26 protein-coding genes, 1 tRNA gene and 1 pseudogene are annotated in these 26,975 nt (G+C 59.8%); 20 read left to right on the forward strand and 8 right to left on the reverse strand.

The genetic code is table 11. The annotated features are described in order from the left end of the window. Positions 1-32 precede the first annotated feature (32 nt). Positions 33-122, reverse strand: a tRNA-Ser gene (locus FHT77_RS06770). Between the two features lie 228 nt (positions 123-350). Between FHT77_RS06770 and FHT77_RS06775 the strand changes: the two genes are divergently transcribed. The 12 genes from FHT77_RS06775 (at position 351) to FHT77_RS06830 (ending at position 13,351) form a co-directional block, all read left to right on the forward strand. Next, complete coding sequence (locus FHT77_RS06775) at positions 351-668, forward strand: hypothetical protein (RefSeq protein WP_183753619.1); 318 nt, start codon at positions 351-353, stop codon at positions 666-668. A 259-nt stretch (positions 669-927) separates the two neighbouring features. Continuing rightward, positions 928-1,920, forward strand: a complete 993-nt coding sequence (locus FHT77_RS06780) for a BMP family protein (protein WP_016552315.1) — start codon at positions 928-930, stop codon at positions 1,918-1,920. A gap of 68 nt (positions 1,921-1,988) precedes the next feature. Next, complete coding sequence (locus FHT77_RS06785) at positions 1,989-3,500, forward strand: ABC transporter ATP-binding protein (RefSeq protein ID WP_183753621.1); 1,512 nt, start codon at positions 1,989-1,991, stop codon at positions 3,498-3,500. A 7-nt stretch (positions 3,501-3,507) separates the two neighbouring features. Next, positions 3,508-4,611, forward strand: coding sequence for an ABC transporter permease (locus FHT77_RS06790; RefSeq protein WP_183753623.1), 1,104 nt, complete (start codon positions 3,508-3,510; stop codon positions 4,609-4,611). Between the two features lie 11 nt (positions 4,612-4,622). Then, positions 4,623-5,594: an ABC transporter permease gene (locus FHT77_RS06795; RefSeq protein WP_183753625.1), complete on the forward strand. Its 972-nt coding sequence runs from the start codon at positions 4,623-4,625 to the stop codon at positions 5,592-5,594. 4 nt (positions 5,595-5,598) lie between these two features. Continuing rightward, positions 5,599-5,988 carry a cytidine deaminase gene (locus FHT77_RS06800; protein WP_183753627.1) on the forward strand — a complete coding sequence of 130 codons (390 nt, stop codon included), beginning with the start codon at positions 5,599-5,601 and terminating at the stop codon, positions 5,986-5,988. Then, complete coding sequence (locus FHT77_RS06805) at positions 5,985-6,788, forward strand: purine-nucleoside phosphorylase (RefSeq protein ID WP_183753629.1); 804 nt, start codon at positions 5,985-5,987, stop codon at positions 6,786-6,788. The genes FHT77_RS06800 and FHT77_RS06805 overlap by 4 nt, the downstream gene beginning before the upstream one ends. Further along, positions 6,785-7,561, forward strand: a complete 777-nt coding sequence (deoC, locus tag FHT77_RS06810; RefSeq protein WP_183753631.1) for a deoxyribose-phosphate aldolase — start codon at positions 6,785-6,787, stop codon at positions 7,559-7,561. Before FHT77_RS06805 ends, deoC begins: the two co-directional genes overlap by 4 nt. Position 7,562: 1 nt before the next feature. After that, positions 7,563-8,882, forward strand: a complete 1,320-nt coding sequence (gene deoA, locus FHT77_RS06815) for a thymidine phosphorylase (RefSeq protein WP_183753633.1) — start codon at positions 7,563-7,565, stop codon at positions 8,880-8,882. A gap of 268 nt (positions 8,883-9,150) precedes the next feature. Continuing rightward, positions 9,151-10,233 (forward strand): substrate-binding domain-containing protein, encoded by a 1,083-nt coding sequence (locus tag FHT77_RS06820; protein WP_183753635.1) that lies wholly within the window; start codon positions 9,151-9,153, stop codon positions 10,231-10,233. Positions 10,234-10,314: 81 nt separating this feature from the next. After that, positions 10,315-12,567: an ABC transporter permease gene (locus FHT77_RS06825; protein ID WP_183753637.1), complete on the forward strand. Its 2,253-nt coding sequence runs from the start codon at positions 10,315-10,317 to the stop codon at positions 12,565-12,567. Further along, entirely contained in the window at positions 12,560-13,351 is a 792-nt protein-coding gene (locus FHT77_RS06830; protein WP_183753639.1) for an ATP-binding cassette domain-containing protein, read from the forward strand. Before FHT77_RS06825 ends, FHT77_RS06830 begins: the two co-directional genes overlap by 8 nt. A 16-nt stretch (positions 13,352-13,367) precedes the next feature. Here the strand turns inward: FHT77_RS06830 and FHT77_RS06835 are convergent. The 7 genes and pseudogenes from FHT77_RS06835 to FHT77_RS06865 form a co-directional block, all read right to left on the reverse strand. Next, positions 13,368-13,926 (reverse strand): annotated as a pseudogene (locus FHT77_RS06835) (TIGR02281 family clan AA aspartic protease). A gap of 124 nt (positions 13,927-14,050) precedes the next feature. Next, positions 14,051-14,680: a uracil phosphoribosyltransferase gene (gene upp, locus FHT77_RS06840; RefSeq protein WP_016552306.1), complete on the reverse strand. Its 630-nt coding sequence runs from the start codon at positions 14,678-14,680 to the stop codon at positions 14,051-14,053. 109 nt (positions 14,681-14,789) lie between these two features. Beyond that, entirely contained in the window at positions 14,790-15,758 is a 969-nt protein-coding gene (locus FHT77_RS06845) for an adenosine deaminase (RefSeq protein WP_183753643.1), read from the reverse strand. Beyond that, positions 15,755-16,975, reverse strand: coding sequence for a phosphopentomutase (locus FHT77_RS06850; RefSeq protein WP_183753645.1), 1,221 nt, complete (start codon positions 16,973-16,975; stop codon positions 15,755-15,757). The genes FHT77_RS06845 and FHT77_RS06850 overlap by 4 nt, the downstream gene beginning before the upstream one ends. A 99-nt stretch (positions 16,976-17,074) precedes the next feature. Then, a complete protein-coding gene (locus FHT77_RS06855; RefSeq protein ID WP_183753647.1) occupies positions 17,075-17,650 on the reverse strand; it encodes a TadE/TadG family type IV pilus assembly protein in 576 nt (191 codons plus the stop codon). After that, positions 17,650-18,264 (reverse strand): TadE/TadG family type IV pilus assembly protein, encoded by a 615-nt coding sequence (locus tag FHT77_RS06860; protein WP_183753649.1) that lies wholly within the window; start codon positions 18,262-18,264, stop codon positions 17,650-17,652. Before FHT77_RS06860 ends, FHT77_RS06855 begins: the two co-directional genes overlap by 1 nt. 107 nt (positions 18,265-18,371) lie before the next feature. Beyond that, positions 18,372-18,782 (reverse strand): pilus assembly protein N-terminal domain-containing protein, encoded by a 411-nt coding sequence (locus FHT77_RS06865; protein WP_183753651.1) that lies wholly within the window; start codon positions 18,780-18,782, stop codon positions 18,372-18,374. A 401-nt stretch (positions 18,783-19,183) separates the two neighbouring features. Between FHT77_RS06865 and FHT77_RS06870 the strand changes: the two genes are divergently transcribed. The 8 genes from FHT77_RS06870 (at position 19,184) to FHT77_RS06905 (ending at position 26,975) form a co-directional block, all read left to right on the forward strand. Next, complete coding sequence (locus FHT77_RS06870) at positions 19,184-19,381, forward strand: Flp family type IVb pilin (protein ID WP_114710697.1); 198 nt, start codon at positions 19,184-19,186, stop codon at positions 19,379-19,381. A gap of 99 nt (positions 19,382-19,480) precedes the next feature. Beyond that, positions 19,481-19,993, forward strand: a complete 513-nt coding sequence (locus tag FHT77_RS06875; RefSeq protein ID WP_183753653.1) for a prepilin peptidase — start codon at positions 19,481-19,483, stop codon at positions 19,991-19,993. A gap of 109 nt (positions 19,994-20,102) precedes the next feature. Next, the gene (cpaB, locus tag FHT77_RS06880) at positions 20,103-20,918 is read left to right on the forward strand and encodes a Flp pilus assembly protein CpaB (RefSeq protein ID WP_016552298.1); all 816 of its coding nucleotides are present in this window, start codon (positions 20,103-20,105) and stop codon (positions 20,916-20,918) included. 11 nt (positions 20,919-20,929) lie between these two features. Next, complete coding sequence (locus tag FHT77_RS06885; protein WP_183753655.1) at positions 20,930-22,423, forward strand: type II and III secretion system protein family protein; 1,494 nt, start codon at positions 20,930-20,932, stop codon at positions 22,421-22,423. A 17-nt stretch (positions 22,424-22,440) separates the two neighbouring features. Then, the gene (locus FHT77_RS06890; protein WP_405049253.1) at positions 22,441-23,172 is read left to right on the forward strand and encodes a CpaD family pilus assembly protein; all 732 of its coding nucleotides are present in this window, start codon (positions 22,441-22,443) and stop codon (positions 23,170-23,172) included. Positions 23,173-23,187: 15 nt separating this feature from the next. Beyond that, positions 23,188-24,465 (forward strand): CpaE family protein, encoded by a 1,278-nt coding sequence (locus tag FHT77_RS06895; protein WP_183753659.1) that lies wholly within the window; start codon positions 23,188-23,190, stop codon positions 24,463-24,465. A gap of 28 nt (positions 24,466-24,493) precedes the next feature. After that, complete coding sequence (locus FHT77_RS06900) at positions 24,494-25,963, forward strand: CpaF family protein (RefSeq protein ID WP_183753661.1); 1,470 nt, start codon at positions 24,494-24,496, stop codon at positions 25,961-25,963. A 4-nt stretch (positions 25,964-25,967) separates the two neighbouring features. Continuing rightward, positions 25,968-26,975 carry a type II secretion system F family protein gene (locus FHT77_RS06905; RefSeq protein WP_183753663.1) on the forward strand — a complete coding sequence of 336 codons (1,008 nt, stop codon included), beginning with the start codon at positions 25,968-25,970 and terminating at the stop codon, positions 26,973-26,975.

Raw genomic sequence — 26,975 nt, forward strand, 5'->3', positions numbered from 1 at the left:
TCTCTTAAAAATCAGACACTTAAAGACAATAATGGCGGACAGAGAGGGATTCGAACCCTCGGTACGCTTTCACGTACACACGCGTTCCAGGCGTGCGCCTTCAACCACTCGGCCACCTGTCCTTTGGCGGTCTGCATCGGCGAAGATGCAAATCGTCGGAACGGCGCGATATATACCGATGAATTTTTGCCGATCAACCCAAATCTAACAGTTTTTTGACTTCTTCCGGTAAAAGTGCGCTCTGGCCCTCCATTGTAGCTCCACCCCTCCATAACTATCTTTTGTAGAGGTTGACGAATGGCGCGGCTGGCCGGGAAAATGCCTGGCATGTTTGATCGCCGGAGAGTTTGATGCGTTTCCTTTTGCGTTTGGCAAGTCTCGTTGCGCTGGCCGTCGCCGTCATCGCCGGTACGATTGATTCCATTCAGTCCGTTGCCGCCTCGTCGGTAGTTATCACTCCCATGGGTGACGCATGGCAGGACCTCAGCCCCTCGTCGCTGGAAACCCTTCAATCGACCATCGCCTATTACATCCATCCGCGCTTCTACACGCTTGCCTTCCAGTGGCTGATGCTCCAGCCGGCCTTTGCCGTGTTCCTGGTGCTGTCGCTGATGTTGTGGATGGTGGGCTACAAGAAGCCCTCGGTGGCTGGCCGCTTTGCGGCATGACAAGCGGTCTTGGCGAACCCAAATTTGCCGAGAAAAATCGCAAGCCGATGATGATTTTGTACAAAATTCAGCCCGCGTGAGCTGATTTTTGGCAATTGCGGCAAATCTTTACCAGTCGAAAAATTTCTCGTGAATTTTTTTTTGAGCCATGCAAGGATGCGCCCAGCCAGGCCTCCGGGGGGAGGTCGGTGGTTCCGCAGACATGCCTAAACGGCTTGCGGGAGGACCCAAACAATTAGAAACAATAGGGCTGCAACTCATGAAAAAATCCCTTCTGACTCTCCTGGCCGTGGCTGCCATGTCCACGACGGCGCTCGCCGCCGACGTCAAGCCGGCGCTCGTGTACGGCACCGGCGGGAAGTTCGATAAGTCCTTTAACGAAGCAGCCTACAACGGCGCCGAAAAGTTCAAGAAGGAAACTGGGATCGCTTATCGCGACTTCGAGCCGACCGGCGACACCCAGGGCGAGCAGGCCATCCGTAACTTCGCGAGCCGCGGCTTCAACCCGGTTATCGCTGTCTCCTTCGCCTGGACTTCGGCAATCGAGAAGGTCGCAGCCGAATTCCCCGACACGAAGTTCGTCATCGTTGACGCCGTCGTTGACAAGCCGAACGTTCGTTCTGTCGTCTACAAGGAAGAAGAAGGCTCCTTCCTCGTCGGCACGCTGGCCGGCCTCGCTTCGAAGACCGGCAAGGTTGGCTTCGTCGGCGGCATGGACATTCCACTGATCCGCAAGTTCGAATGCGGTTATGAGCAGGGCGCCCGCTCGGTCAAGGCCGATGTCGAAGTGTTCCAGAACATGACCGGCACGACGGGCGCTGCCTGGAATGACCCGGTTCGTGGTGGCGAGCTCACCAAGAACCAGATCGACCAGGGCGCTGATGTCATCTACGCGGCAGCCGGTGCGACCGGTCTCGGCGTCCTGCAGACCGCCGCCGACAACAAGAAGCTTTCGATCGGCGTCGACAGCAACCAGAACCATCTGCACCCGGGCTCCGTCCTGACCTCGATGGTCAAGCGCGTCGACCTTGCTGTCTACAACGGCTTCAGCGACGTCAAGGCTGACAAGTTCACGGCCGGCGTTCTCGCGCTCGGCGTCAAGGAAGACGGTGTTGCAGCCGCCATGGACGACAACAACAAGGCATTGATCACGCCTGACATGCAGGCTGCTCTCGACAAGGCCAAGGAAGGCATCATCGCGGGGACCATCAAGGTTCACGACTATACCTCGGACAATGCTTGCCCGAAGTGATCCGTGACTGAGACGGGCGTATGGCGGATTCGTTCCGCCATACGCCCTTTTCGTATTTGGAGCCTGCTGTGACAGACACGCCCGCTATCGAACTTGTGGGCATCGACAAGAAATTCGGTGCCGTTCATGCCAACAAAGACATCAATCTTACCGTCGCCAAGGGCACGATTCACGGCATCATCGGCGAGAACGGTGCCGGCAAATCGACCCTGATGTCGATCATCTATGGCTTCTACCATGCCGACGCCGGTGAAATCCGCGTTAACGGCAATCCCGTCACCATCAAGGACAGCCAGGCCGCGATCGCGACCGGCATCGGGATGGTGCACCAGCACTTCATGCTGGTCGACAATTTCACGGTGCTCGAGAACATCATGCTCGGTGCCGAGGGCGGCGCCCTGCTCGCCAAAGGCGTTTCTTCCGCGCGCGCCGAGCTGCGCCGCCTTGAGAAGGACTATGGCCTCGAAGTGAACCCCGATGCGCTCATAGAAGAGCTTCCGGTCGGACTGCAACAGCGCGTCGAGATCCTCAAAGCCATGTACCGCGGCGCCGAGATCCTCATCCTCGACGAGCCGACCGGCGTGCTGACGCCTGCCGAGGCAGACCATCTTTTCAAGATCCTTCGCGTCCTTCGCGACCAGGGCAAGACGGTCATTTTGATCACCCACAAGCTGCGCGAGATCATGGCGATCACCGATACGGTGTCGGTCATGCGCCGCGGCGAGATGGTCGCGACCCGCAAGACTTCGGAGACGACGGTCGAGGAGCTGGCCGAACTGATGGTCGGTCGTCGCGTCCTGCTGCGCGTGCAGAAGGGCGAAGCCAATCCAGGCAAGGTGATCCTGTCGGCTCGCAACCTGACCGTTAAGGACAATCGCGGGGTCACCATGGTCGACAACGTCTCCTTCGACGTCCGAGCCGGCGAGATCGTCGGTATTGCCGGCGTCGCCGGCAATGGGCAGTCCGAACTCTTGGAGGCAATTGCCGGCATCCGCAAGCCGCATTCCGGCGAGATTTTCCTCGACAACCAGCCGATCGACAAGGCCGATCCGGCGCGGCTCAGGGAGCTCGGCCTCGCTCACATTCCTGAAGATCGTCATCACATGGGGCTGGTGCTGAAGTTCGAGGAGTACGAGAACTCGGTTCTCGGCTACCATCGCAATCCCGGCTACAGCAAGGGGCCGCTGCTTGATCTCGACGCGATCCGCAAGGACGCGATGGAGAAGATCGAGAAATACGACATTCGTCCGCCGAACCCGCGCCTGAAGACAGCGAACTTCTCCGGCGGCAACCAGCAGAAGATCGTCGTGGCGCGCGAAATCGAGCGCGATCCGACGGCCCTGATCATCGGCCAGCCGACGCGCGGCGTCGATATCGGCGCCATCGAATTCATTCACCGCCGGATCATCGAGATGCGCGACGCGGGCAAGGCGATCCTGCTTGTCTCCGTCGAACTCGACGAAATCCGCGCCCTTTCAGACCGTATCCTTGTCATGTTTGCCGGCCACGTGGTCGGTGAGAAGACGCCCGATGCCGGTGAACAGACCCTCGGCCTGATGATGGCCGGCATTGCCGCGTGAGGCCTCGATGAGCACTGCTTCCGTTCCACTTCCAAATTGGATCAACTACGGCCTCATCCCGCTGTTGAACCTGTTCGTTGCCTTCCTGATCTCCGGCTTTGTCGTCTGGCTGATCGGAGAGAGCCCGCTTGCGGCCCTGTCGCTGCTGGTCGAAGGCGCGCTTGGCAGCGGCGAAGGTATCGGCTTTACGCTTTATTACGCGACGAGCTTCATCTTCACCGGCCTCTCCGTTGCCGTCGCCATTCATGCCGGCCTGTTCAATATCGGCTCGGAAGGTCAGGCCTATCTCGGCGGCCTCGGCAGCGCGCTGGTAGCGCTGGCGCTCGACCACTATGTCCCATGGTATGTGACCATGCCGGTAGCGGTTGTCGGGGCTGGCCTGTTTGGCGCTGCCTGGGCCTTCATTCCGGCCTTCCTGCAAGCAAAGCGCGGCAGCCACATCGTCATCACCACCATCATGTTCAACTATATCGGCGCGGCGCTGATGGTCTACCTGCTGGTGCATGTGCTGATCGTGCCTGGCAAGATGGCGCCGGAAACCCGCACCTTCCTTGAAGGCGGCCAGTTGCCGAAACTCGGCTGGCTGATGGACCTGTTCGGCGCCAAGCTCGGCGCCGCACCGTTCAACGTTTCCTTCCTCATTGCGCTGGTTGCGGCCTATTTCGTCTGGCTGCTGATTTGGCGTACCAAGCTCGGTTTCGAGATGCGCACGCTTGGCGTCAGCCAGAGCGCTGCAGCCTATGCCGGCATCCCCTACCCTCGCATCGTCATGATTGCGATGCTGCTGTCCGGCGCGCTTGCGGGCATGATGGCGCTGAATCCGGTCATGGGATCCTCGGCCCGTCTGCAGGTGGAGTTCGTCGGCGGTGCCGGTTTCGTTGGTATCGCCGTGTCGCTGATGGGCAGAAACCATCCGGTCGGGATCATCTTCTCGGCGATCCTCTTCGGCATCCTCTATCAGGGTGGCGACTGGATCTCCTTCGAGATGCCCAATATCACGCGCGAAATGATCCTTGTCATTCAGGGTCTCGTGATCCTCTTTGCCGGCGCGCTTGAATACATGTTCCGCCCCGCGATGGTTCGCGTCTATCAACAGTTCAAGGCCGCGTGAGGGAACGCACGATGGATTATTATGACATCTTCATCAGCGTCCTCAGCTCCACGATCCGCCTGTCGATCCCGCTGATCTTCACGGCGCTGGCAGGGCTGTTTTCCGAGCGGGCAGGCATCTTCGATATCGGCCTCGAGGGCAAGATGCTCGGATCGGCGTTTGCGGCGGCCTGCGTTGCTTATCTGACCGGTTCGCCATGGCTTGGTCTCGGCGCCGGCATCGTCTGCTCCGTGGCGCTCAGCCTCGTGCACGGCTTCGCCTCGATCACCAACCGCGGCAACCAGATCATCTCGGGCGTGGCGATCAACTTCTTCGTCGCCGGTATCACGATCGTTCTCGGCGGCGCCTGGTTCGGCCAGGGCGGCCGCACGCCGCAGCTGCTTCCTGAGGCTCGCTTTGTGCCGATCGTTCTGCCTGGCGCCGATGCCATCCGCGATATTCCGATCATCGGCCCGCTTTATGCCAACGTGATTTCCGGCAACAACATCCTGACCTATCTCGCTTTCCTCGCGGTTCCGCTTTCCTGGTGGATCCTCTACCGCACGCGCTTCGGCCTGCGGCTGCGCGCCGTCGGCGAGAATCCGGGCGCCGTCGACACGGCTGGCATTTCGGTGACCTGGCTGCGCTATCGCGCCGTCATGTGCGCCGGCATCCTCTGCGGCTTCTCCGGAACCTATCTCGCGATCGCGCAGTCGGCGGCTTTCATCAAGGATATGTCGGCCGGCAAGGGTTATATCGCGCTTGCGGCGCTGGTCTTTGCCAAATGGAAGCCGGTGCCTGTCATGTTCGCCTGCCTGCTCTTCGGCTTTCTCGATGCGCTGGCCAACTTCATGCAGGGCAAGCAGGTGCCACTGATTGGCGAAGTGCCGGTGCAGATCTTCCAGGCGCTGCCTTATATCCTGACCTGTGTCCTGCTCGCCGGCTTCATCGGCGTGGCAATCCCGCCCAAGGCGGGTGGTGTCCCCTATACGAAGGAACGTTGAGAACATGTCCCACGATCTTTTCGAGGCCGCTCGCGGCGCCATGGCTTTCGCTCACGCCCCCTATTCGAAGTTTCCCGTCGGCGCGGCGATCCGCGCCGAGGACGGCAAGGTCTATACCGGCGCCAATATCGAGAACCTGTCTTTCCCACAGGGTTGGTGCGCGGAGCCGACTGCCATCAGCGCGATGATCATGGGTGGCGCCAAGAAGATCGTCGAAATGGCGGTCATCGCTGAAAAGCTGCCGCTCTGCCCGCCCTGCGGCGGCTGCCGGCAGAAGATCTCGGAGTTCGCCTCCAAGGATACGAAGATCTACCTCTGCGATGAGATCGGCGTGCAGAAGACGATGACCATGGAAGAACTTTTGCCATTCAGCTTCGAGACTGAACTCGGATGAGTGCCGCTCTGAAAGTGCTTGCCGGAGGGCTCGGCGGCCTTTCGCCGCGCTATGGCATCGTGCTTGGTTCCGGCCTCGGCTCGTTGGTCGGCGAAGTGACCGAAGCGCAACGCATCCCGTACCACGACTTGCCGGGCTTCCCTGTTAGCGCCGTTTCGGGCCATGCCGGAGAAGTGGTCGCCGGTTTGCTGGGCGGTGTACCCGTGGTCATGTTGTCGGGCCGCGTCCATTTCTACGAGAAGGGCGACGCCAGCGCGATGCGGCTGCCGATCGAAGTGCTGGGCGAACTCGGGGTCGAGACCCTGATCCTCACCAATTCCGCAGGCTCACTGCGAGACGACATGCCGCCCGGTTCGGTGATGCAGATTACCGATCACATCAACTATTCCGGCATGAACCCGCTGATCGGCGAGGAAAGCGATCGTCGTTTTGTCGGCATGACCAGCGCCTATGATGCCAGCCTTGCCGACAAGATGCGCAAGGCCGCTGAGAAACTCGGCATCCCCTTGGCACAGGGCGTCTACATGTGGTTTTCCGGCCCAAGCTTCGAGACTCCGGCTGAAATCCGCATGGCCCGTATCCTCGGCGCGGATGCGGTTGGGATGTCGACCGTGCCGGAGGTCATTATCGCGCGAATGCTGGGCTTAAGGGTTGCAGCGGCGTCGGTAATCACCAACTATGGAGCGGGCATGACCGGTGGTGAACTGAGCCATGAGGAGACCAAGGATATGGCTCCGATCGGCGGCTCCCGCCTCGCCGCCATACTAAGAGAGATGATTGCAGGAGAAAGCGAACAATGACCACTCATTCCAGCAAGGAGACCGCCGCTGTCGCCCTCTCTCTCCTCGATCTGACCAACCTCAAGGACGATTGCACCGAAGCGCAGATCGACGCGCTGTGCGCGAGGGCGCAGACGCCCTATGGCAACACGGCAGCGATCTGCATCTGGCCGCGCTTCGTTGCCCGCGCACGCGCCCAACTCGGCACCGCTCATCCGGTGCGGATCGCAACCGTGGTCAACTTCCCCTCGGGCGAGATGGAAATCGCCGACGTCGCCGCCGAAACCCGCGAGGCGATTGCCGACGGCGCCGATGAAATCGACCTCGTCATTCCCTATCGCAAGTTCATGACGGGTAGCGGCAAGGCCGTTACCGACATGGTGACGGCCATCCGCGCCGAGTGCAAGGATCCGATCCTGCTGAAGGTCATTCTCGAAACCGGCGAAATCAAGGATGCGGCGCTGATCCGTCGCGCCGCCGAACTCGCCGTCGACGCGGGTGCCGACTTCATCAAGACGTCGACCGGCAAGGTCGCCGTCAATGCGACGCTCGAAGCAGCTGACATCATGCTTCGGGTCATTCGCCAAAGTGGTCGAAAGGTCGGCTTCAAACCGGCGGGTGGTATCGGGTCGGTGGCCGACGCGGCGCTCTATCTGAGCCTCGCAGAAACGATCCTGGCACCCGATTGGCCGATGCCATCGACCTTCCGTTTTGGCGCATCCGGACTGCTCGACGACATTCTTGCCGTTCTCAGCGGCACGCAGTCCGCGCCTGCCGCTGCATCGAGCTATTGAAATGATCCCTCAGGAGATCATCCGCCAGAAGCGAAACGGCGGAACGCTTTCCACAGAAGACATCCAATCGTTCATCGCCGCGCTTGCTTCCGGTCAGCTCTCCGAGGGGCAGATCGGCGCCTTCGCCATGGCGGTCTGGTTCAGGGGCATGTCGCGCGAGGAGGTGGTGGCGCTGACGCTGGCCATGGCGCGTTCGGGCGACACGCTGAGCTGGACAGACATCGACCGGCCGATCGCCGACAAGCACTCGACAGGCGGCGTCGGCGACAATGTTTCGCTGATGCTGGCGCCGATCGCGGCCGCATGCGGCCTGGCCGTCCCGATGATATCGGGTCGTGGCCTCGGCCACACCGGCGGCACCCTGGACAAGCTCGAGAGCATTCCCGGTTACACCATCACGCCTGATGCAACGGTTTTCCGCAAAGTCGTGAAGGATGTCGGCTGCGCCATCATCGGCCAGACTGGCGCGCTTGCTCCCGCAGATGGCAAGCTCTATGCCGTCAGGGATGTGACGGCGACGGTCGACTCGATCCCTCTCATCACGGCCTCGATCCTTTCAAAGAAGCTCGCGGCCGGACTGCAGACGCTGGTGCTCGACGTCAAGGTCGGCACGGGCGCATTCATGGCCGAGCCGAAAGACGCAGAGATGCTGGCACGCTCGCTCGTCGATGTCGCCAACAGCGCGGGGGTGCGGACGTCGGCGCTGATCACCGACATGAACCAGCCGTTGGCGGATGCGGCAGGAAACGCCGTGGAGATCCGCAATTGCCTGGATTTTCTCGCAGGCAGAAAGAAGGACACCCGGCTGGAGGCTGCCGTTCTGGCGTTCGCGGCCGAGATGCTGATGGAATCCGGCGTGGCCTCCTCAGCGCAGGATGGCGAAACGCGAGCCGCTGACGCCGTTTCGTCGGGTAGGGCCGCCGAATGCTTTGCCCGCATGGTGCGCCTGCTCGGCGGCCCCTCAGACCTCCTGGAAGAGCCGGACAAATACCTTGTCCACGCGCCGGTAACCAAGGCGGTTCTCGCGACTCAATCCGGTTGGCTCTCCGGCTGCGACGTTCGTGAGATCGGCATGACCGTCGTCGACCTCGGGGGCGGACGACGGCATCCCGAGGACAGGATCGATCACCGGGTCGGTGTATCCGACATTTTGCCGCTTGGCACCCGTGTCGAACAGGGCGATCCGATTGCGCTGGTACATGCAGCCAACGAGGATGCCGCAGACGCGTCAGTCGCCGCGCTGGCTGCCAACTACAGGATCGGCGAGCGTCATCCCGCCATCCCTGATGTCGTTTGCGAGCGCATTGCGGCTATTGCCTGAGGCGGACGCACTCAACAGCGGAACAGGAGGCACGACTGGCGCGCTACGCCCTTTTCGAAAGCCTGAAACACGACTTCGGCGGCTATTTGCCAGCAAAGCAACCATGAGATGTTTATGCGGCGTATAAATTCGCCCTTACGATGAGTTCGCCGTTTACTTGCATTGAAATTGCGCAGAATATTAGCGCATGGGAGGAAGCCCTCGGGCCTTCACTCTCCATAATTTGCGCCCGAACGACTTTCTCCCTCGGCTCAAGGGAGGACTAATCATGAGGCGGACTTTGCTGTACGCAGCGTCGGCTGCGGTACTGTCGCTGGGCGTTACACATGCATTTGCGCAGTCGGGCGGCGTTGAGAAAGCGGTAGGCGGCTATGATTTTGTCGAGGCCGCCAAGGAAGCGTCCGGCACGAAAGATTTTCATTCGGCTGACGGCCATTTGACCTTCGCGATTGTGACGCATACGGCAGGCAATGGCTTTTTTGACCCCGTTTACGTCGGCGCAACCGTTGCCGGCAACATGATCGGTGCCAAGATCCTGTTACTCGGCTCGGAATCACCGGTTGACGATCCGGCGCGCGAAATCGAGATCCTGAACCAGATTGTCCAGGACCCGACAATCGACGGCATCATCATGACGACGCCGCAAGTCGGTGCCTACAACGACATCGTCAAGGCCGCCGAGAAGGCCGGCATTCCGATCGCCACAACCAACTCGTTCGACGCAACCATCTTGAACCGCAGTGGCATAAGCCATACCGGCCAGGACGCGTCAGCCGCAGCCATCGGAGGCGAGGCGCTTGCCAAGTGCGTGCTTGATAGCGGCGCGACCAGCGGCTCGATTCTCCTGCCGTCGTCGACCGCGATGGGCAACATCGAGGTCAATAATCGCGTGACCGCCGCCTTCAACGCAATCGTCAAGACGCTGAAGGATGCCGGCAAGCTTGACGCGTTCAAGGTGGATGCCGGGCCGGAGAATGTTGGCATCGACACGAATCCGAATGACCCCGTCAACGCGCTTGTTTCGCTATTTGAGTCGCGTGGTGACGCAGTCGGTGCGTTTACAGCCAACAATGTCTTCACGCCGCCGCTCGTGAAGGCGGTCGCACAGATGGGGAAGACCGGCAAGTTCTGCGCCTTTGGTTTCGATCTCGGCCCGGCACAGCAAGAGGGGATCGCGGCTGGAAATCTCACTGGCTCGCTGGGACAGCAACCCTTCCTGCAGGGCTTCTGGCCCGTCATGCAGCTTTACCTCCAGATCGATCGCGGCATTTCCGCCGCCAACCTGGACACGCGTGCCCAATTGGTGACGAAGGATAACGTCGCCAAAGTCGGCAAGCGCTTCGAGAACTAGCCACTCTGAATGCATGGAAATCGATGCCGTGGGATGCAAAATCCCGCGGCAGCGCGACGGCAAGGTTGATCGGTGGATACCATGGCGCCCACGACGACATCGTTAGCACGTGCGCCACCTCAGCTCGTCGGCGGCTGGGAGGCTGGGCTGCTGATCTTTCTCGCCGTGCTCTACCTCGGCGGAGCTCTTGTTAATCCGGCCTTTTTTGGGTCTGCGGAAGCCCTTCTGGCGCTGCTGCGCGATACATCGCGTGTCGGGATTATCGCCGTCGGAATGACCTTTGTTATCGCCAACAAGGATCTCGATCTCTCGGTCGGTTCCACCTACGGGCTCATCGCCGTGGTTTTTGCCAGGCTCTTTGCGTCTGATGTTATCGATTTCGGCATCATCGAGTGCGCAATCTTCTGCCTGCTGCTCGGTACCGTGATTGGCCTCCTTAACGGCATCCTTGTAACGATCCTGAGAGTGCCGGCCTTCATCGCAACGCTGACCATGCTTTTCATCGGTCGCGGCTTTGTTCTCGCGCTTACGCACGGTCAGGCGATCTACTATTCCGGCAAGGCGAAAGACTACCCGTTCTTCTTCCGTCTCGGAGAGATAAATACTCTCGGTTTCAACAACCAGATCGCAGTCTTCCTCCTCGTCGCCGTCGTCGGTGCCTATGTGCTTGCCAAAACCCGGTGGGGCTATGAGACCTTCGCGACCGGCGGCAATGAGCAGGCCGCAGCCTATGCCGGCATCAACACGCGATGGGTGCGCATTCGTGCTTACCTGCTCTCATCACTGTGCGCGACGCTTTCCGCGCTCCTGGCAGCGGCGCAGGATAAGGGTGTCACCCCTCTCTACGGCGTCAGCTGGGAACTTACCGTTATCGCTTCGGTCGTCATTGGCGGCGCATCGATCCTCGGCGGGCGCGGAAGGGTATTCGGGTCCTGCCTTGGCGCCGCAGTCGTTGTGCTGATCGACAAGGTGTTGCGAGAAGGCTGGCCGATCACTCGCACCGTCGTTATCGATGGCGAGAATGTTGCCGTCGGCGCGAGGTTCACCTTACCCGCCGGGGCCGTATTGGTTTTCCTGGGCTTGCTTCTTGTCACGGCCGTGCTTATCGAGCCCTTCCTCATTCGGCGCCAGATCGCAGGCCGGTTCTGGGCTTGGCTCCGCGGTCGACCGCCACCGCCAGCCTACGAAACCGGCGGCGTGGCACTGGAAGGCGTTCAGACCAAAGGAGCGATGGCGACCGACATGGCTCTCTCGGCCACGGGGCTCGGCAAGTTCCTCGCGCGCCGTGACGCGCTGGCCATTATCCTGACTGTCGTGCTCTGGCTGACCGGCCTGGCGCTGAGGCCGGACTACTGGTGGAACTTGCCCAACACCTTCGCGATCCTGCTCAACTATACCGAACTTGCACTCATTACCGTCGGGCTCACCTACGTCATTGCAGCCGGGGATATCGATCTCTCCGTTGGCGCCGTGCTTGCGCTTGCCGGCAGCACCGCCGCCTATTTCCTGAAGGTACTGGGCGCCGATCCGTTTACAGCCGTGGCGATGGGTCTCCTGGCGGGGACGGCTGCCGGCCTCGTCAACGCCGTCGTCACGGTCGGCTTCAAGCTGCCCGCGTTCATCGCCACACTCGGCATGTTCTACATTGCTCGCGGTCTTGCCGCCTGGTTCGTGGCAGGCCAGCAGCTGACCGGCTGGCCGGAGGGCTACAACCTGCTTGGCCGCAAGGTGAACGACGTTCTCCTGCATTTCGGCTTTTCGCTGCCGTCGGGAATCGTTCGCGCGGTGGCAGAGGTCGTCAGTCTCCAGACGATCTTCATGTTTCTTGTCGCTCTCGTCGCCGGCGTCATACTTGCCTACACACCATTCGGGCTGAAGGTCTGCGCTGCCGGTGGCAACGTCCGCGCGGCCGCCTATGCCGGCATCAACACCAACCGCGTGCGTTTCCTCTCCCTGATGCTGGCAGCGCTCTGCGCCACCATGGCCGGGATCATCAACGTCGCTTACTTCCGTAGCTTCAACCCGGTTGCCGGCCAATTCCGAGAGCTTGACGCCATTGCCTCCGTCATCATCGGCGGTGGATCGATCTTTGGCGGTTACGGCACGATGATCGGCTCGCTTGCAGGTGCAGCCGTGATCACGCTCGTCCGGGCGCTTCTACAGCTCAATGTCCAGGGCTTCAGCATGCCCCAACACTGGATCAATGTTTTCATCGGGCTCATCCTTATCGTCGCCGTGCTGATTGACATATGGGTACGGCAGGCCAATCTCTTCGCGCGACTGCGGGCCCGTTTCGCGACAGCTGCGCCAACCGGAGAACGCATCCATGGCTGACGCAGAGCCCCTACGGCCCATCGTGGAAATGCGGGGCATCGAGAAGGCCTTCGGAGCCGTGCAAGCGCTCCGCAAAGTCGATCTCGCGCTTTTCCCCGGCGAGATCCTCGGGCTGGTTGGCGACAATTCGGCTGGCAAGTCGACGCTGATGAAGATCCTGACCGGCGCCTACCAGCGCGATGCCGGCGAAATCCTGGTTGCCGGACAGCCGGTGTATTTCAAGAGCCCGCACGAGAGTCGGGAAGCAGGAATCGAAATGATCTACCAGGACTTCGCGCTCTGCGGGAACATGGATGTCGGCCAGAACATCTTCCTTGGCCGCTGGCCCCTCAGGGGGCCCTTCGTCGACCGGCGAAAGATGTATGCCGAGGCGGACAGCGTACTGAAGCGTCTCAAGGTCGACGTGAATTCCGTCTATCAGAAGGTCGAGAGTCTATCGGGCGGCCGCCAGCAATCCGTGGCGATTGCCCGCGCGATCTCTTTTGAACCGCGAGTCGTGATTCTCGACGAGCCGACCGCCAACCTTTCCGTCATGGCGACCGAACGACTGCTCGAAACCATGCTGGAGCTGAAGAAGCAAGGCGTTGCCCAGATCATTATCTCGCATCGCCTGGTCGACATTTTTGCGGTAGGCGATCGCGTCATGGTTCTCAAGCGCGGCGAGTATGTGGGCGACCGCTACGTCAAGAACACGGACGAGCATGAGGTCCTGGAGATCATTGTCTCCGGAACGCGAGAGAGTGCGCGGACCGCCGACCAAGCAAGAAACACAGATCCGTCATGACGCCGTAGGCCACCGTTTATTGCTTCAGGCTGAGGGATCCGTCGGCAACGGAATAGGAAGCAAGTTTCTTGAGGAAGCTCATGCCAACGAGCGTGGAGGTAAGGGCGTCATCCTTCAGCACGAAAGCTTCCACCTCCCGCACGCGGATGCCGCCGATTTCCACCCGATCAAGCGTCACATGCGCTGCCTTCGTCTGCCCGTTGGCGGTGTCGACCGAATAGCGAAAATCCAGCTGGTTGCCGGTATAACCAAGCCTGCGAGCGAAGCTCTCGTTCAGAGCGACATAGGTTGCGCCCGTATCGATCAGGCCCTGCACCGGTCGACCGTTGATCTTGAAGTCTCCGGAGTAATGCCCTTGGGCGTCGGCTCGAAGCCGCATTGTGCCGCCAGCGGCGGCCGTGGCAGGCGCCTGATCGGCCCTGCCGGTAACGAAGTTGGCCGAAAGAGCCACTTCGCCGCCGCGCTTTTCCATGATGGATGGAATTTGCGTCGCAAGCACTGCGGCAACGCTTGCAAAAATGACGGTACGCACGAGCATCGGGACAGAAATCCTTCCTGTATAAACCCCGCGTCATGCGTGGCCATGCTTACAGGTTCTACGCCATAATTGCTGATAAGTTGCTAATGCCAGCAAGGCCAATGGCCCGGCAAACTTGTCCGGGCCACAGGCAACAATGAACTTGGTAAACGAATTGCGAATTACTTCGTGCCGTACATGCGGTCGCCCGCATCGCCGAGACCAGGCATGATGTAACCCTTCTCGTTCAGGTGGCTGTCGATCGAGGCCGTGAAGACCGGCACATCGGGATGCGCGTCGCGGAAGTTCTTGATGCCCTCAGGGGCGGCCAGAAGGCAGAGGAAGCGAATGTTATGCGCGCCACGCTCCTTCAGCTTATCGATCGCGGCGATCGACGAATTGCCGGTGGCAAGCATCGGGTCAACGACGATGATCAAGCGCTCGGAGATATCTTCAGGCGCCTTGAAATAATATTCGACGGGCTGCAGCGTTTCATGGTCACGGTAGACGCCGATATGCGAAACGCGCGCCGACGGCACGAGATCGAGCATGCCTTCAAGAAGGCCGTTTCCGGCACGCAAAATCGAGGCGAAGACAAGCTTCTTGCCTTCGAGGATCGGCGACTCCATTGTCTGCAGCGGTGTCTCGATGGTTTCCATCGTGAGCTCCAGATCGCGGGTCACTTCGTAGCAGAGCAGCGTCGAGATTTCACGCAGGAGTCGGCGGAAACTCCCGGTCGATGTCTCCTTGCGCCGCATGATCGTGAGTTTGTGCTGCACAAGCGGGTGATCGATGACCGTTACGCCGTCCATGGCCAGAGCCCTTCCTATCGTTGTTCTTATCGGATGTTTCTTTCATGGAAATTGCCTCCACCGCAAGAGCAGAGGCAATTTTGCAACGCTGATCCCCAGGGCTGGGGGATCACATCCGGGCAAACAGCGCCTGGCGCGTTGGCTCATCGACGAAGGCTGCACCGATGCCGGTTCGGGTCAACTCGTTGATTGCGGCATCGTTGAATCCGAAGGCGTCGGCGGCCAATTCGTACTCGCGCTCCAGCGAAGTATGGAAGAACGGCGGATCGTCGGAACTGATCGTCACGCGGACACCAGCCTCCTTGAGCTTTCGCAAAGGGTGAGATGCGAAGTCCGGAAAGACCTTCAGGGCAATATTCGAACCGGGACAAACCTCCAGCACGGTTCCGAGATCGGCGAGCCGCTTGACGAGATCCGTGTCCTCGATCGCACGGACGCCATGTCCGATGCGCGAAGGCCTGACAACGTCGAGCGCATCGGCAACGCTGAAAGCGCCGCAGACTTCGCCAGCATGGATGGTAAGGCCGAGCCCTGAATCGCGGGCGATGTCGAAAGCACGTGCATAGTCGGCAACCCGACCCATCCGCTCCTCGCCAGCAAGATTGAAGCCGGTGATCAGCGGGTTTTTCGCCTTGGCGGCATATTCGGCTGCGCCGATGACACTTTCTGGGCCGAAATGCCTCTCACCAGTGACGATCAGGCGTGCCTCGATGCCGCTTTTGCTCTTTGCACGACGGATGCCTTCGCACACGCCCTCGATGTAGGCGTCGGCGCCAAGCCCGATCCGCTTGCCGTGATCAGGAGAGACGATCAGCTCGCTGTAGATGGTGCCGATACCCGCGAGCTCATCCAGATATGTTTCGGTCAGCAGCGCATAGTCTTCCTCGGTCTTGTAGACCTCGGAGACCTTGTCGTAGCACTCGAGGAAGCTCGCAAAGTCATGCCAGACATAGACGCCATCCGCGAGATACGCGCTGATGTCGATGTTGTATTTCCGGGCCTGCGCCAAGGTCAGCGCCGGTGGCGCGGCACCCTCCAGGTGGCAGTGCAGCTCGACCTTCTTCAAATGCGACGTCATAGAAAACTTCTCCCGTGTGCCCCCGGCGGAATCCGCAAGTGGCGGGCGATCGTCTCGCCAATGTCGGCGTAGGTGGTGCGAATGCCGATATCGCGAGATCGCATTCCAGGTCCGTAGGCAATGATCGGCACGCGTTCGCGCGTATGATCTGTTCCGCGCCATGTCGGGTCGCAACCGTGATCAGCGGTCAGAATAACAAGGTCGCCGGGCTTCAGCTTGCCGCCGACCTCGGGCAGCCTGGCGTCGAAGGCTTCAAGCGCAGCGGCATAGCCCGCGACGTCCCGGCGGTGGCCGTAGACCATGTCGAAATCGACAAAGTTGGTGAAGACCAGCTCGCCATCTTCAGCAGTATCCATGGCCGTGAGGCTGGCGTCCATCAACGCCTCGTTGCCGTTCGCCTTGATCACTCGGGATACACCCTTATGCGCAAAGATGTCGCCGATCTTGCCAATGGCATGGACCTTGCGGCCTTCCTTCACAAGCCGATCGAGAAGCGTCGGCTCCGGCGGCGGCACCGAAAAATCGCGACGGTTTCCGGTGCGCTGAAACTTCGAGGCCGTTTCCCCAACGAATGGCCGAGCGATGACGCGACCGATGTTGTATTGATCGAGCAGCGCCCGCGCGATCGCGCAAAAGGTCATCAGCCTGTCGAGGCCGAAATGTGTCTCGTGCGCGGCAACCTGGAAGACGGAGTCTGACGAGGTGTAGCAAATCGGCTTTCCGGTCCGGATATGCTCTTCGCCGTGGCGGGCAATGATGTCGGTGCCGGAGGCGTGGCAGTTGCCCAGAATTCCTGGAACATCAGCCGCCCTGCAGAGCGCCTCGATGAGCTGCGCCGGAAACGCTTCGCCTTCCGTCGGAAAGTACCCCCAGTCGAATGTCACCGGCGTCCCAGCGATCTCCCAGTGACCCGATGGCGTGTCCTTGCCGCGGGAAACTTCGCTGGCGGAACCGAACATAGCGTAGGTTTTTTCTGGCACCGGCATCCCGGCCGGGAAGCGACCCGAGGCGGCCTTGGCAAGATGGACGAGACCCAGGGCTGACATATTCGGAAGCTTGAGGGGGCCGGAGCGCAATCCCTCGCGATCGCCGGCACCGGCCGCGCAGAATTCCGCGATGTGTCCGAGCGTGTTAGCACCCCCATCGCCATAGGCAGTCGCATCGGGCGCGCCGCCGACACCAAATGAATCCAGAACAAAAAGAAAGGCTCGCGCCATGCTCCACCCAGCGACAAAAATTGACGGCCCGCGTAGTGCGGGCTGCTGCTGCTCAAGCCTTATAACGGTGGAGGGCGCTTGGCAAACGAGCTTGGGACCTCAGCAATCGCCACACGTGACAGTCGGGCTCGCCCGCGGCAGATAGAGGTAGCTGCGGCTGATGGTGATCGTGCTGTCGTTCGGCACCAAATAGGGCGCGAACAAGAAGAGCTTATAGGGAACGCTGAGTTCGGTGCGGACCAAAAAGGTATTGGCCTTCTTCATCTCGGTCGGTATCGTCGTGGCAGAATTTAATGCGTAAGGACGGCTGCCATCCTGGGCCCAGGACCATGCCACCTTTGCGGTTGCAGTACCGTCGATCGCGATGCCAGTGATCTTCACCACGAGACCTGTGGAGCCATAGGGTACGAACGCCGCAGTGGCGACCGCCGGCATATCGGTGAGCCAGACCTTGGTCACGCTTTTTTGTTGGGTCACGATGTCGGTGATCATCCCAGCCGCTCGACTGGCGCGCTTGCTGATGCTGAGACCAACGGTGATCTCAAAGGCGCCAACGTACAGCATCACTAGGATCGGGAACAGGATGGCGAATTCGATCGCGCCCACGCCTTGGCGATCCCGAATGAAGCGTCTTGCGAGACTGTGAAGTTGAATCACGGCGCCACGAGCTACCATCAGTACTGCTCGTTCTGGAAGGCTGTCGTGGCGACGATCAGGAAATAGGAGGAGGAGCCGTCGGTGGGGCGGACGCTGCTAATGTAAGGTCGGATCAGATCGGTGATAATCTGCCAGCGGTAGTAGGCCCTGACCATGTTGATCGTACCCGATCCGCCAGGCAGGTACTTGAAGTCAGAGGTCTTGATATCTGCATAGGTGCTGGTGGACGTTCTCGGTATCGTCGTGGGAACGGCGGCAAACGTGCTGAAGTTCTGCACGTCGATGAACAGCTTGCTTGGCGTCGCAACTTCTGTCGAAGAGCATGTTATCAGAATTGCGATCTCATTGCAGAACGCCGTCCGGAATGCCGTTGCATTCGTGTTTGCAGGTGTGATCTGTCCCGTCCGCATCTTTCTGCTCATCGTATCGACGGCATTGGACACCAATTGCTCGCCGGCGAACGCGACGAACGTCTCGATGATGGCAAAGACAACCATGAAATAGGGAATAGCCAGGAGAGCGAATTCGATCGCCGCTGCACCGTCACGCGAGCGCGAAAATGCGGTCAATCGCGGCCTCTTCCACCGATGAAGGCGGGCGGTCGCGTCCGCTACGTTATCCGTTTCCTTCATGGCATGCATCCGAGGACAGCTACGACTACACTGTTGTAAGGTGTGATCGTTGATTTTCCGTTTCAGGTCGGATCAGAAGTTTAACGGAAAATGTCGTTTGATGGCTGTCACTCGCCCGCCGCTGCGGTTTCAGCGCCTTGCTGGCTGTGCTGTTCGCAATTTGGGGTACAGGAAAGAACCGAGCGCTCCGTCTGGCGGAAGACGCGGACCGTGTTTGCCTCGTCGATCGATACCAGGATGCTCTCATCCAGAATTGCGTTACCGTCAGCATCAAGCAGCACAAGGTTGGTCGTTCCGAAACTGCGCCCGGTCAGGACGATCGTCTTGGAATCAGCGACCGTTGCGTCCGCCACCTTTGCGTTGCCTACAATCACCTTGCTCACCGGACGGTCGAGCTTCAAAACACGCGCTTGATCCATGTAGACGCGCAGTATGTCCTGTTGAGCGAGCGCGGATCCACCTAGGCCGAGGATGGCAAAAAAGCAGGCGGGAATGATCCTCTTGCCACTCAGCGACATTTTCGATCTCTTTCGGGTTTCGGCGATTTCACGGAACAGGATGAGAAAAATTGGTGAATGAAGCCTTAAACCTATTCAAATTTGTCTATGATGCCGGCTTTGTGAACCAGATAAAATCAGCTTATCGCTAGCGAAGTGCCTCCTTCCGGTCCTTGCGCGTTCGCGCAAGGTTATCTTTGGAACATCACGAGCGTCGATTACTGCGCGATGCGCCAGATTCTCCTCAAATTCTAAGTAACCAGCAAAGTAAATACTTACCACTCTAGATCGTCTAGTCGTGTTTACGAACCGGTAACCCAACTCTTTAAGTTGATGGAAACAGGCATTGGCTAAATTGTGGCAATCCGATCAACGGCAACAGTTGGCGGACGTGCTGAACCTCAACTGGAGTAGGAGTTACCATGACCAAGCTTGTTAGCCGTTTTCTGAAGGACGAATCCGGCGCGACCGCAATTGAATACGGCCTGATCGCAGCGCTGATCTCCGTCGCCCTCATCACCGGCGCCAGTGCGCTCGGCGGCAGACTGAACGTTCTGTTCAACAACCTTTCCGTGACCATGAACTCGGCAGCCTCCAAGGCTCCGGCTACCGTTCCCTGATCAGCGGCTTAAGGCGGCGGCGAGACCGCGCTTTGCCTAAGTGAAAATCGGGCTCACAGTTAACGCTGTGAGCCTTTCTATTCATGGGGATTCAACGGAATGATCTCGGCAGTCGTATTTGTGATTTTCCCACTCTGCCTTGCCATCGCTGCGTTCTCGGACCTGTTCACGATGACGATCCCCAACCGCGTGTCGGTAATTCTCGCCGTGACGTTCCTCGGAGTCGCAACAGCGACAGGAATGCCCTTCATTGTGTTGGGGACGCACTTGGTTGCTGCATTTGCAGTTCTGGCCGTCTGCTTTGTCCTATTCGCCCTGAATATCATGGGTGGCGGCGACGCAAAGCTGCTCGCCGCGGCGTCCCTCTGGTTTGGTTTTGGCCCGGCTCTCATTGAATTTCTGGCTTATGTCGGCGTCTTCGGCGGCATCATCACTCTTTTGATCCTCCTGATCCGTACACAAGCCCATGTTATCCTGGCGGTCGGGCTACCGGTTCCGAGTTCGATTCTTCTCGCCAAGAAAATCCCATACGGTATTGCTATCGCCGCGGGCGGCTTTATTGCCTTTCCCTCCTCACCGATCTTTGTTGCGGCATTAGAAGGCCTGAAATAGCGCCATTTAAGCCTCCGTTAACTTAAGATCGAAGGTTTTCATTAACCATAATTACACCAATTGTGAGCCATTCTTCGGGTGAATACCGCGAATCCCCGAGGAATGATCGATGAGACCCGCCCGCCTTTTGATACTTGGAGTGGCTGTCGTTGCTGCCGGCCTTGCTGGCGTGCTGGCGATGACGCTCGCGGGCCGCGGCTCCGTTGTCACCCAAGTTCAATCGGTGGTCGAAAAGGAGCCAACCGTCAGTGTGCTCGTCTCCAGTGCCAACCTTCCGGTCGGCGCGCGATTGGATGACAAGGCGGTTCACTGGATGGGGTGGCCACAGAGCGGCGTCGTCCAGGGCTTTATCACCGAAGCGGACAAGCCCGATGCCCTGAAAGACCTGCAGGGTGCCGTCGTCCGCCTTCCGATTTTCGAGGGCGAGCCGATCCGCGCGGAAAAGATCGCCGACTCAAACAGCCGCATCATGTCTTCGCTCCTGCCTTCCGGAAAACGTGCCGTGGCAACCGAAATCTCGGTTTCGACAGGTGCGGGTGGCTTCATCCTGCCGAACGACCGCGTCGACGTCATCATGGTTCGCAAGGCCAAGGAGGCGGACAAGTATCTGACCGAGACCGTGCTCAGCAACGTCCGCGTGCTGGCGATCGACCAGCAGATTCAGGAAAAGGAAGACGGCTCGAAAGCCGTGGTCGGCACGACCGCAACACTGGAACTGACGCCCGACCAAACCAAGGTGCTGGCCGTTGCGCAACAGATGGCGGACCGGCTGTCACTGGCCTTGCGCTCGGTCGCCGATGCCCAGGAACAGGATACCAGCGCTGCGGACTATCTCCTCAGCGGCGACAACGGCAGTGCAATCGTCCAGGTCATCAAATCAGGCTCAATCGTTACAGACGCCGCCAGCGCGCCGAAGGCCGAGTAAAGGAAATGGGAATGGGCAGTTTGACGCGCCACATGAAGCCCTTGATGGCAGGGTGCTTGTCTTTTGCAATCGGGCTCTCCGGCGCCGCACCTGGCGTTCTTGCTACAAGAGCTGCATACGCAGTTTCAGACGGGATCGTTAACATCACTCAGGCTGGACCTGGTGCACACCGCAGTCTGAAGCTCGGTTTGAAGAAGGCGATCGTCGTCGACCTGCCCGTCGACGCTCACGATATCCTCGTTTCTGACCCGTCCATGGCGGACGCGGTCACCCGTAGCTCGCGCCGCATCTATCTCTTCGGCAAAACTGTCGGGCAAACGAACATCTTCATCTTCGGCGCCGATGGCCAGCAGATCGTCAGCCTCGATATCGCAATCGAGCGTGACGTCGCCGGCTTGGAAACCAATCTCCGGCGCTTCATTCCGGACTCCAACATCAAGGTGGAAATCGTATCGGACAACATCGTGTTGACCGGAACGGTTCGCACGCCCCAGGACGCCGCACAGGCCGCTGATCTGGCCCAGGTCTTCCTGAAAGGCGGCGAAGCGACGACGCGTACGGAAACGGCCACCAGTTCAGGTGGAGATGGCTCCGTGGCCTTGTTCGCTGAGGGCCGCCAAACCTCGCAGGTCGTCAACCTTTTGCAGATCCAGGGCGAAGATCAGGTCACGTTGAAGGTGACTATCGCCGAAGTTCGTCGGGAAGTACTGAAGCAACTCGGCTTCGACAATCTGGTTTCGAATTCGGGCGGACTGACTGTCGCGCAGCTCGGCTCTCCGAGCGCGAGCGGGGCAGCGGCGACAATCGGCGGCGGTCTTGCAGCACTCTTCAAGAGCTCGATCGGAAAATACGATATCTCGACCTATCTGAGCGCTCTTGAGCAGGCGAAGGTGGTTAAGACGCTCGCGGAACCGACGCTGACAGCGATTTCCGGGCAGGCCGCAACGTTCAACTCCGGCGGGCAAGTGCTTTATTCCACGACGGACAACGACGGTAACGTCACGATCGTCCCGTACAACTATGGCATCAACCTCGCCTTCAAGCCGGTGGTTCTGTCCTCCGGCCGCATCAGCTTGGAGATCAAGACGAACGTATCGGAGCCAGCGCCTTCGGTTTCCGGCTCGACTCCGACCTACCAGCGTCGCGCGGCTGAAACATCGGTTGAACTTCCGTCCGGTGGTTCGATCGCGCTCGCCGGTCTGATCCGCGACGACGTTGCGCAGACCTCGAACGGAACGCCCGGCGTCAACAAGATTCCCCTACTCGGCACTTTATTCCGGCAGCGCACGGTGGAGCGTAACGAGACCGAGCTGGTGATCATCGCGACGCCCTATCTCGTCCGCCCGGTTGCCCGCAACGAACTCAACCGTCCGGACGACAACTTCAGCCCGGAAAACGACGCAGCGGCTTTCCTGCTCAACCGCGTCAACAAGGTTTACGGCGGCCGCGAAACGCCGGTCGCCGACGCTCAATTCCATGGCTCCATCGGGTTCATCTACAAATGAGCGCAGCAGGATCAGCGATGGCACAACACAGAGATCAGCCGATGGCCCACAAGCAGAACACTGCGTATGAATACCGCTTTTCGAAATCGCTGCTGACCGCGATCACAGTGGCGACCGCCCTGCTCTCCGGCTGCGCCTCCCACGACCAGCTGACGACCGGCGGCATTCCTGACGACTATCGTCAGCGTCACCCGATCGTGGTTGCCGAAGCCGAGCAATCGGTCGATATCCCGGTCGCTTCGACGGATCGTCGTCTAAACATCGCCCAGCGCGACATGATCCGCGGCTTTGCGCAGAACTATACGTCGCGGGCGACCGGACCGGTCTACCTATTGACCCCCGAAGGATCGCCCAACTCCTCCGCAGCACGTCAGCTCCGCGGCCAAGTGCGCGCAGAGCTCTCGGCCCGCGGCGTCGCCAGCTCCAAAATCGTCAACAGCACCTATGCCGCCACTGGCATCGGAGACGCGGCTCCCATCCGTCTGACCTTCGTCGGCACGACGGCGATGACCTCGCAGTGCGGACAATGGCCGCGGGATATGATCAACGATTTCAACAACCAGAATTATTACAACTTCGGCTGCGCAACGCAGAATAATCTGGCCGCGCAAATAGCGAATCCTGAAGACCTGATCGCGCCCCGCGGCATGACCCCCATCGATGCGACCCGGCGCAACGCGGCGATCAAGGAATACCGTGAGCGCACGAGCAACATCGAGGACGTCAGCGGCAGCGCCGACAGCTTCTGATCGGTAGGATTGAAGATGAGCACCGTCGAATACGAGATCAAGAATACCACCGAACTGCGGAACGCCGAGGATGCCATGCGCATGGCCGAACTCGAAACCATGCGTCCCCTTCCGCGCATATCGGTGCACGCCTTCTGCGAGAGCGAAGAATTGCAACGGGTCATGGAGCGTTGCAGCCATGACCGCCGCATGTCTAAGGTCGGCTTGCGGATCACCAGCGGCGGCATCGCAGCCGCTGCGAACATGTTCGCGTCGGCGCCGACGCCAAATCTCATCATTCTCGAGACCAAGGCCGGAGCCGGCAATCTGCTCACCGAATTGGCGCCGCTTGCCTCGGTATGCGACCCTTCCACCAAAGTCATTATCGTCGGCTATTACAACGACATCGCGCTTTATCGCGAACTCGTCCGCAACGGCATTTCCGAGTATATGGTCCAGCCTGTTGCCATGCCTGACATCATGATGGCGATGGCTACCATCTTCGTTGACCCGGATGCGGAACCGCTTGGCCGCAGCATCGCCTTCATCGGCGCCAAGGGCGGCGTTGGTTCCTCGACAATCGCCCACAACTGCGCCTTCGGTATTTCCAACCTATTCTCGACGGAAACGATCCTCGCGGATCTCGACCTGCCTTATGGCACTGCCAATATCGACTTCGACCAGGACCCGACCCAGGGCATCGCCGAGGCGGTCTATGCACCTGACCGTCTGGATGAGGTGTTTCTCGATCGCCTGCTGACCAAGTGCTCCGAGCATCTGTCGCTGCTTGCCGCCCCTTCCCTTCTCGATCGCGCCTATGACTTTGAAGGACAGGCGTTCCAGCCCGTTCTCGAGGTATTGCAGCGCAATGCCCCTGTTACCGTCCTCGACGTACCGCATGCCTGGTCGGAATGGACGCGTTCGGTGCTCGCGAGCGTCGATGAGGTCGTCATCTGCGCCTCCCCCGACCTCGCCAACCTCCGCAACGCCAAGAACATGATGGACGCGCTGCGCAAGATGCGGCCCAACGACAAGATGCCGCATCTGATCCTCAATCAGGTCGGCATGCCAAAACGGCCTGAGATCAGCCCGTCGGATTTCTGCGAGCCGCTGGAGACCGATCCGATCGCCATCATCCCGTTCGACGCCAACCTCTTCGGGAATGCGGCCAATAGCGGCCGTATGATCTCGGAGATGGATGCGAAGTCGCCAACCGCGGAAACATTTTCGCAGGTATCACACATCGTGACTGGGCGGATTGCCGTCAGAAAGGCGCGCAAAGGTAGATTGCTCGGCCTGCTGAAGCGCAAGTAACGCCCGCGAGGGTAGATTGGAATAAGGCATGTTCGGAAAACGCGGAAACGAGGGATTTGGCAAGGCGGGCGGCACAATCGCGCCGCCTCCGCCAGTGCAACAGCCCTCCCCGTCTGCACCTGCGGTTCTCGTCGAGCCCCAGCGCGAACCTCCGCGCCAGCAGGTTCCGCCGCCGCCGATGCAAACGCCGCAGCGCAAGCGCCCTGCCCGCACCGACGAGTATTACGATACAAAGGCGCAGGTTTTCTCCGCGCTGATCGACACGATCGACCTTTCGCAGCTTGCCAAGCTCGACGGTGAGAGCGCCCGCGAAGAAATCCGCGACATCGTCAACGACATTATCACGATCAAGAACTTCGCGATGTCGATTTCCGAGCAGGAAGAACTGCTCGAAGACATCTGCAACGACGTCCTTGGTTATGGTCCTCTCGAGCCGCTGCTGGCGCGAGACGATATCGCCGACATCATGGTCAACGGCGCCGGGCAAACCTTCATCGAAGTCGGCGGCAAGACCATCGAGTCCGAAATCCGCTTCCGTGATAATTCGCAACTGCTTTCAATCTGTCAGCGCATCGTTAGCCAGGTTGGTCGCCGTGTCGATGAATCGAGCCCGATCTGCGACGCACGCCTGCCGGACGGCTCGCGTGTCAACGTCATTGCACCGCCGCTCGCCATCGACGGACCAGCACTTACAATCCGCAAGTTCAAGAAGGACAAGCTGAACCTCGAGCAGCTCGTTCGGTTCGGCGCCATCACACCTGAAGGCGCGACGCTGCTCCAGATCATCGGCCGCGTTCGCTGCAATGTCGTCATTTCAGGCGGTACGGGCTCCGGCAAGACCACGCTGCTCAACTGCCTTACCCGCTACATCGACGCGGATGAGCGCGTCATCACCTGCGAAGACACGGCCGAACTGCAACTGCAGCAGCCCCATGTGGTGCGTCTGGAAACACGCCCGCCGAACATTGAAGGCGAAGGCGAAATCACCATGCGCGATCTCGTCAAGAACTGCCTGCGTATGCGACCAGAACGCATCATCGTCGGCGAAGTGCGCGGACCCGAGGTTTTCGACCTGCTGCAGGCAATGAACACGGGTCATGACGGCTCGATGGGCACGATCCACTCGAACTCGCCGCGCGAATGCCTGAGCCGTATCGAATCGATGATCGCCATGGGTGGTTTCACGCTGCCGGCAAAGACGGTGCGCGAAATCATCTCCGGTTCGATCGATATCATCGTCCAGGCGGCCCGCTTGCGCGATGGTTCGCGCCGCATCACGCAGATCACCGAAGTGATCGGCATGGAAGGCGACGTCATCATCACCCAGGACCTGATGCGCTACGAAATCGAGGGCGAAGACGCCTCGGGCCGGCTAGTCGGCCGGCATAAGTCGACCGGCATCGGCAAGCCGCATTTCTGGGACCGCGCCCGCTACTTCAATGAAGAGAAGCGCCTTGCTGCCGCGCTCGACGAAATGGAAGCCAAGTCCAAGGATTAGTGAAATGTTCGGGTTCGATCCTGTCGTGTTGGCTATTGTCGTGCTCGCCGCCGTTGCGGCGGGCGCTGTTTGCTATGGCCTTCTTTTCACCCGGATGGAAACCGAAAAGAAATCGGCAAGCCGCGTCAACCGTGTCGCCTCAGCGGAAGCAGATAAAGCCAGCGTCAAGGCAGCCCGCGACCGCGTTCAGGAAATGTCGAAGCGTCGCAAGTCGGTGCAGGACAATCTGAAGGATCTCGAAAAGCGACAGCAGGAGAATACCAGGAAGAAGCTGTCGCTGAAATCGCGACTGACGCAGGCAGGTCTAAAGATCACCCCAGGGCGCTTCTACATGTTCAGCGCCATCTTCGGCTTCATCCTGATGTTCGTGGCTTTCCTGGCTGGCGCCTCGGTTGTGGTTGTCTTGGGCCTGCCCATTGTCGCCGGACTTGGGCTGCCGCGCTGGGTGCTCGGCTTCCTGATCAAGCGACGCCAGAACAAGTTTCTCGACGAGTTCCCCAACGCTCTCGACGTCATCGTGCGTTCAATCAAATCGGGCCTGCCGTTGAACGATGCTATCCGGCTCATCGCCAACGAAGGCAAGGACCCGGTCAAGAGCGAATTTCGGCGCGTCGTTGAATCGCAACAGGTCGGTCTCAGCGTGCCGGATGCCTGTGCACGCATGACAAATCACATGCCGCTGCAGGAAGTGAGCTTCTTTGCCATCGTCATCGCGATTCAATCGCAGGCGGGCGGCAACCTCTCGGAAGCCATCGGCAATCTGGCAAAGGTTCTGCGCGATCGAAAGAAAATGAAGGCGAAGGTGAAGGCGCTTTCGATGGAAGCGAAGGCGTCCGCCGTCATCATCGGCGCGCTGCCGTTCATCGTGGCAACGCTCGTCTACCTCACCTCGCCCGAATATATGCTGGTCCTGTTTACCGACCCCCGCGGCCACCTGATCATGGGCGTTTCTGCCGTCTGGATGTCGATCGGTATTTTCGTCATGCGCAATATGGTCAATTTCGACATTTGA

This window comes from Rhizobium sp. BK181, from assembly GCF_014193305.1.
GTDB lineage: Bacteria > Pseudomonadota > Alphaproteobacteria > Rhizobiales > Rhizobiaceae > Rhizobium.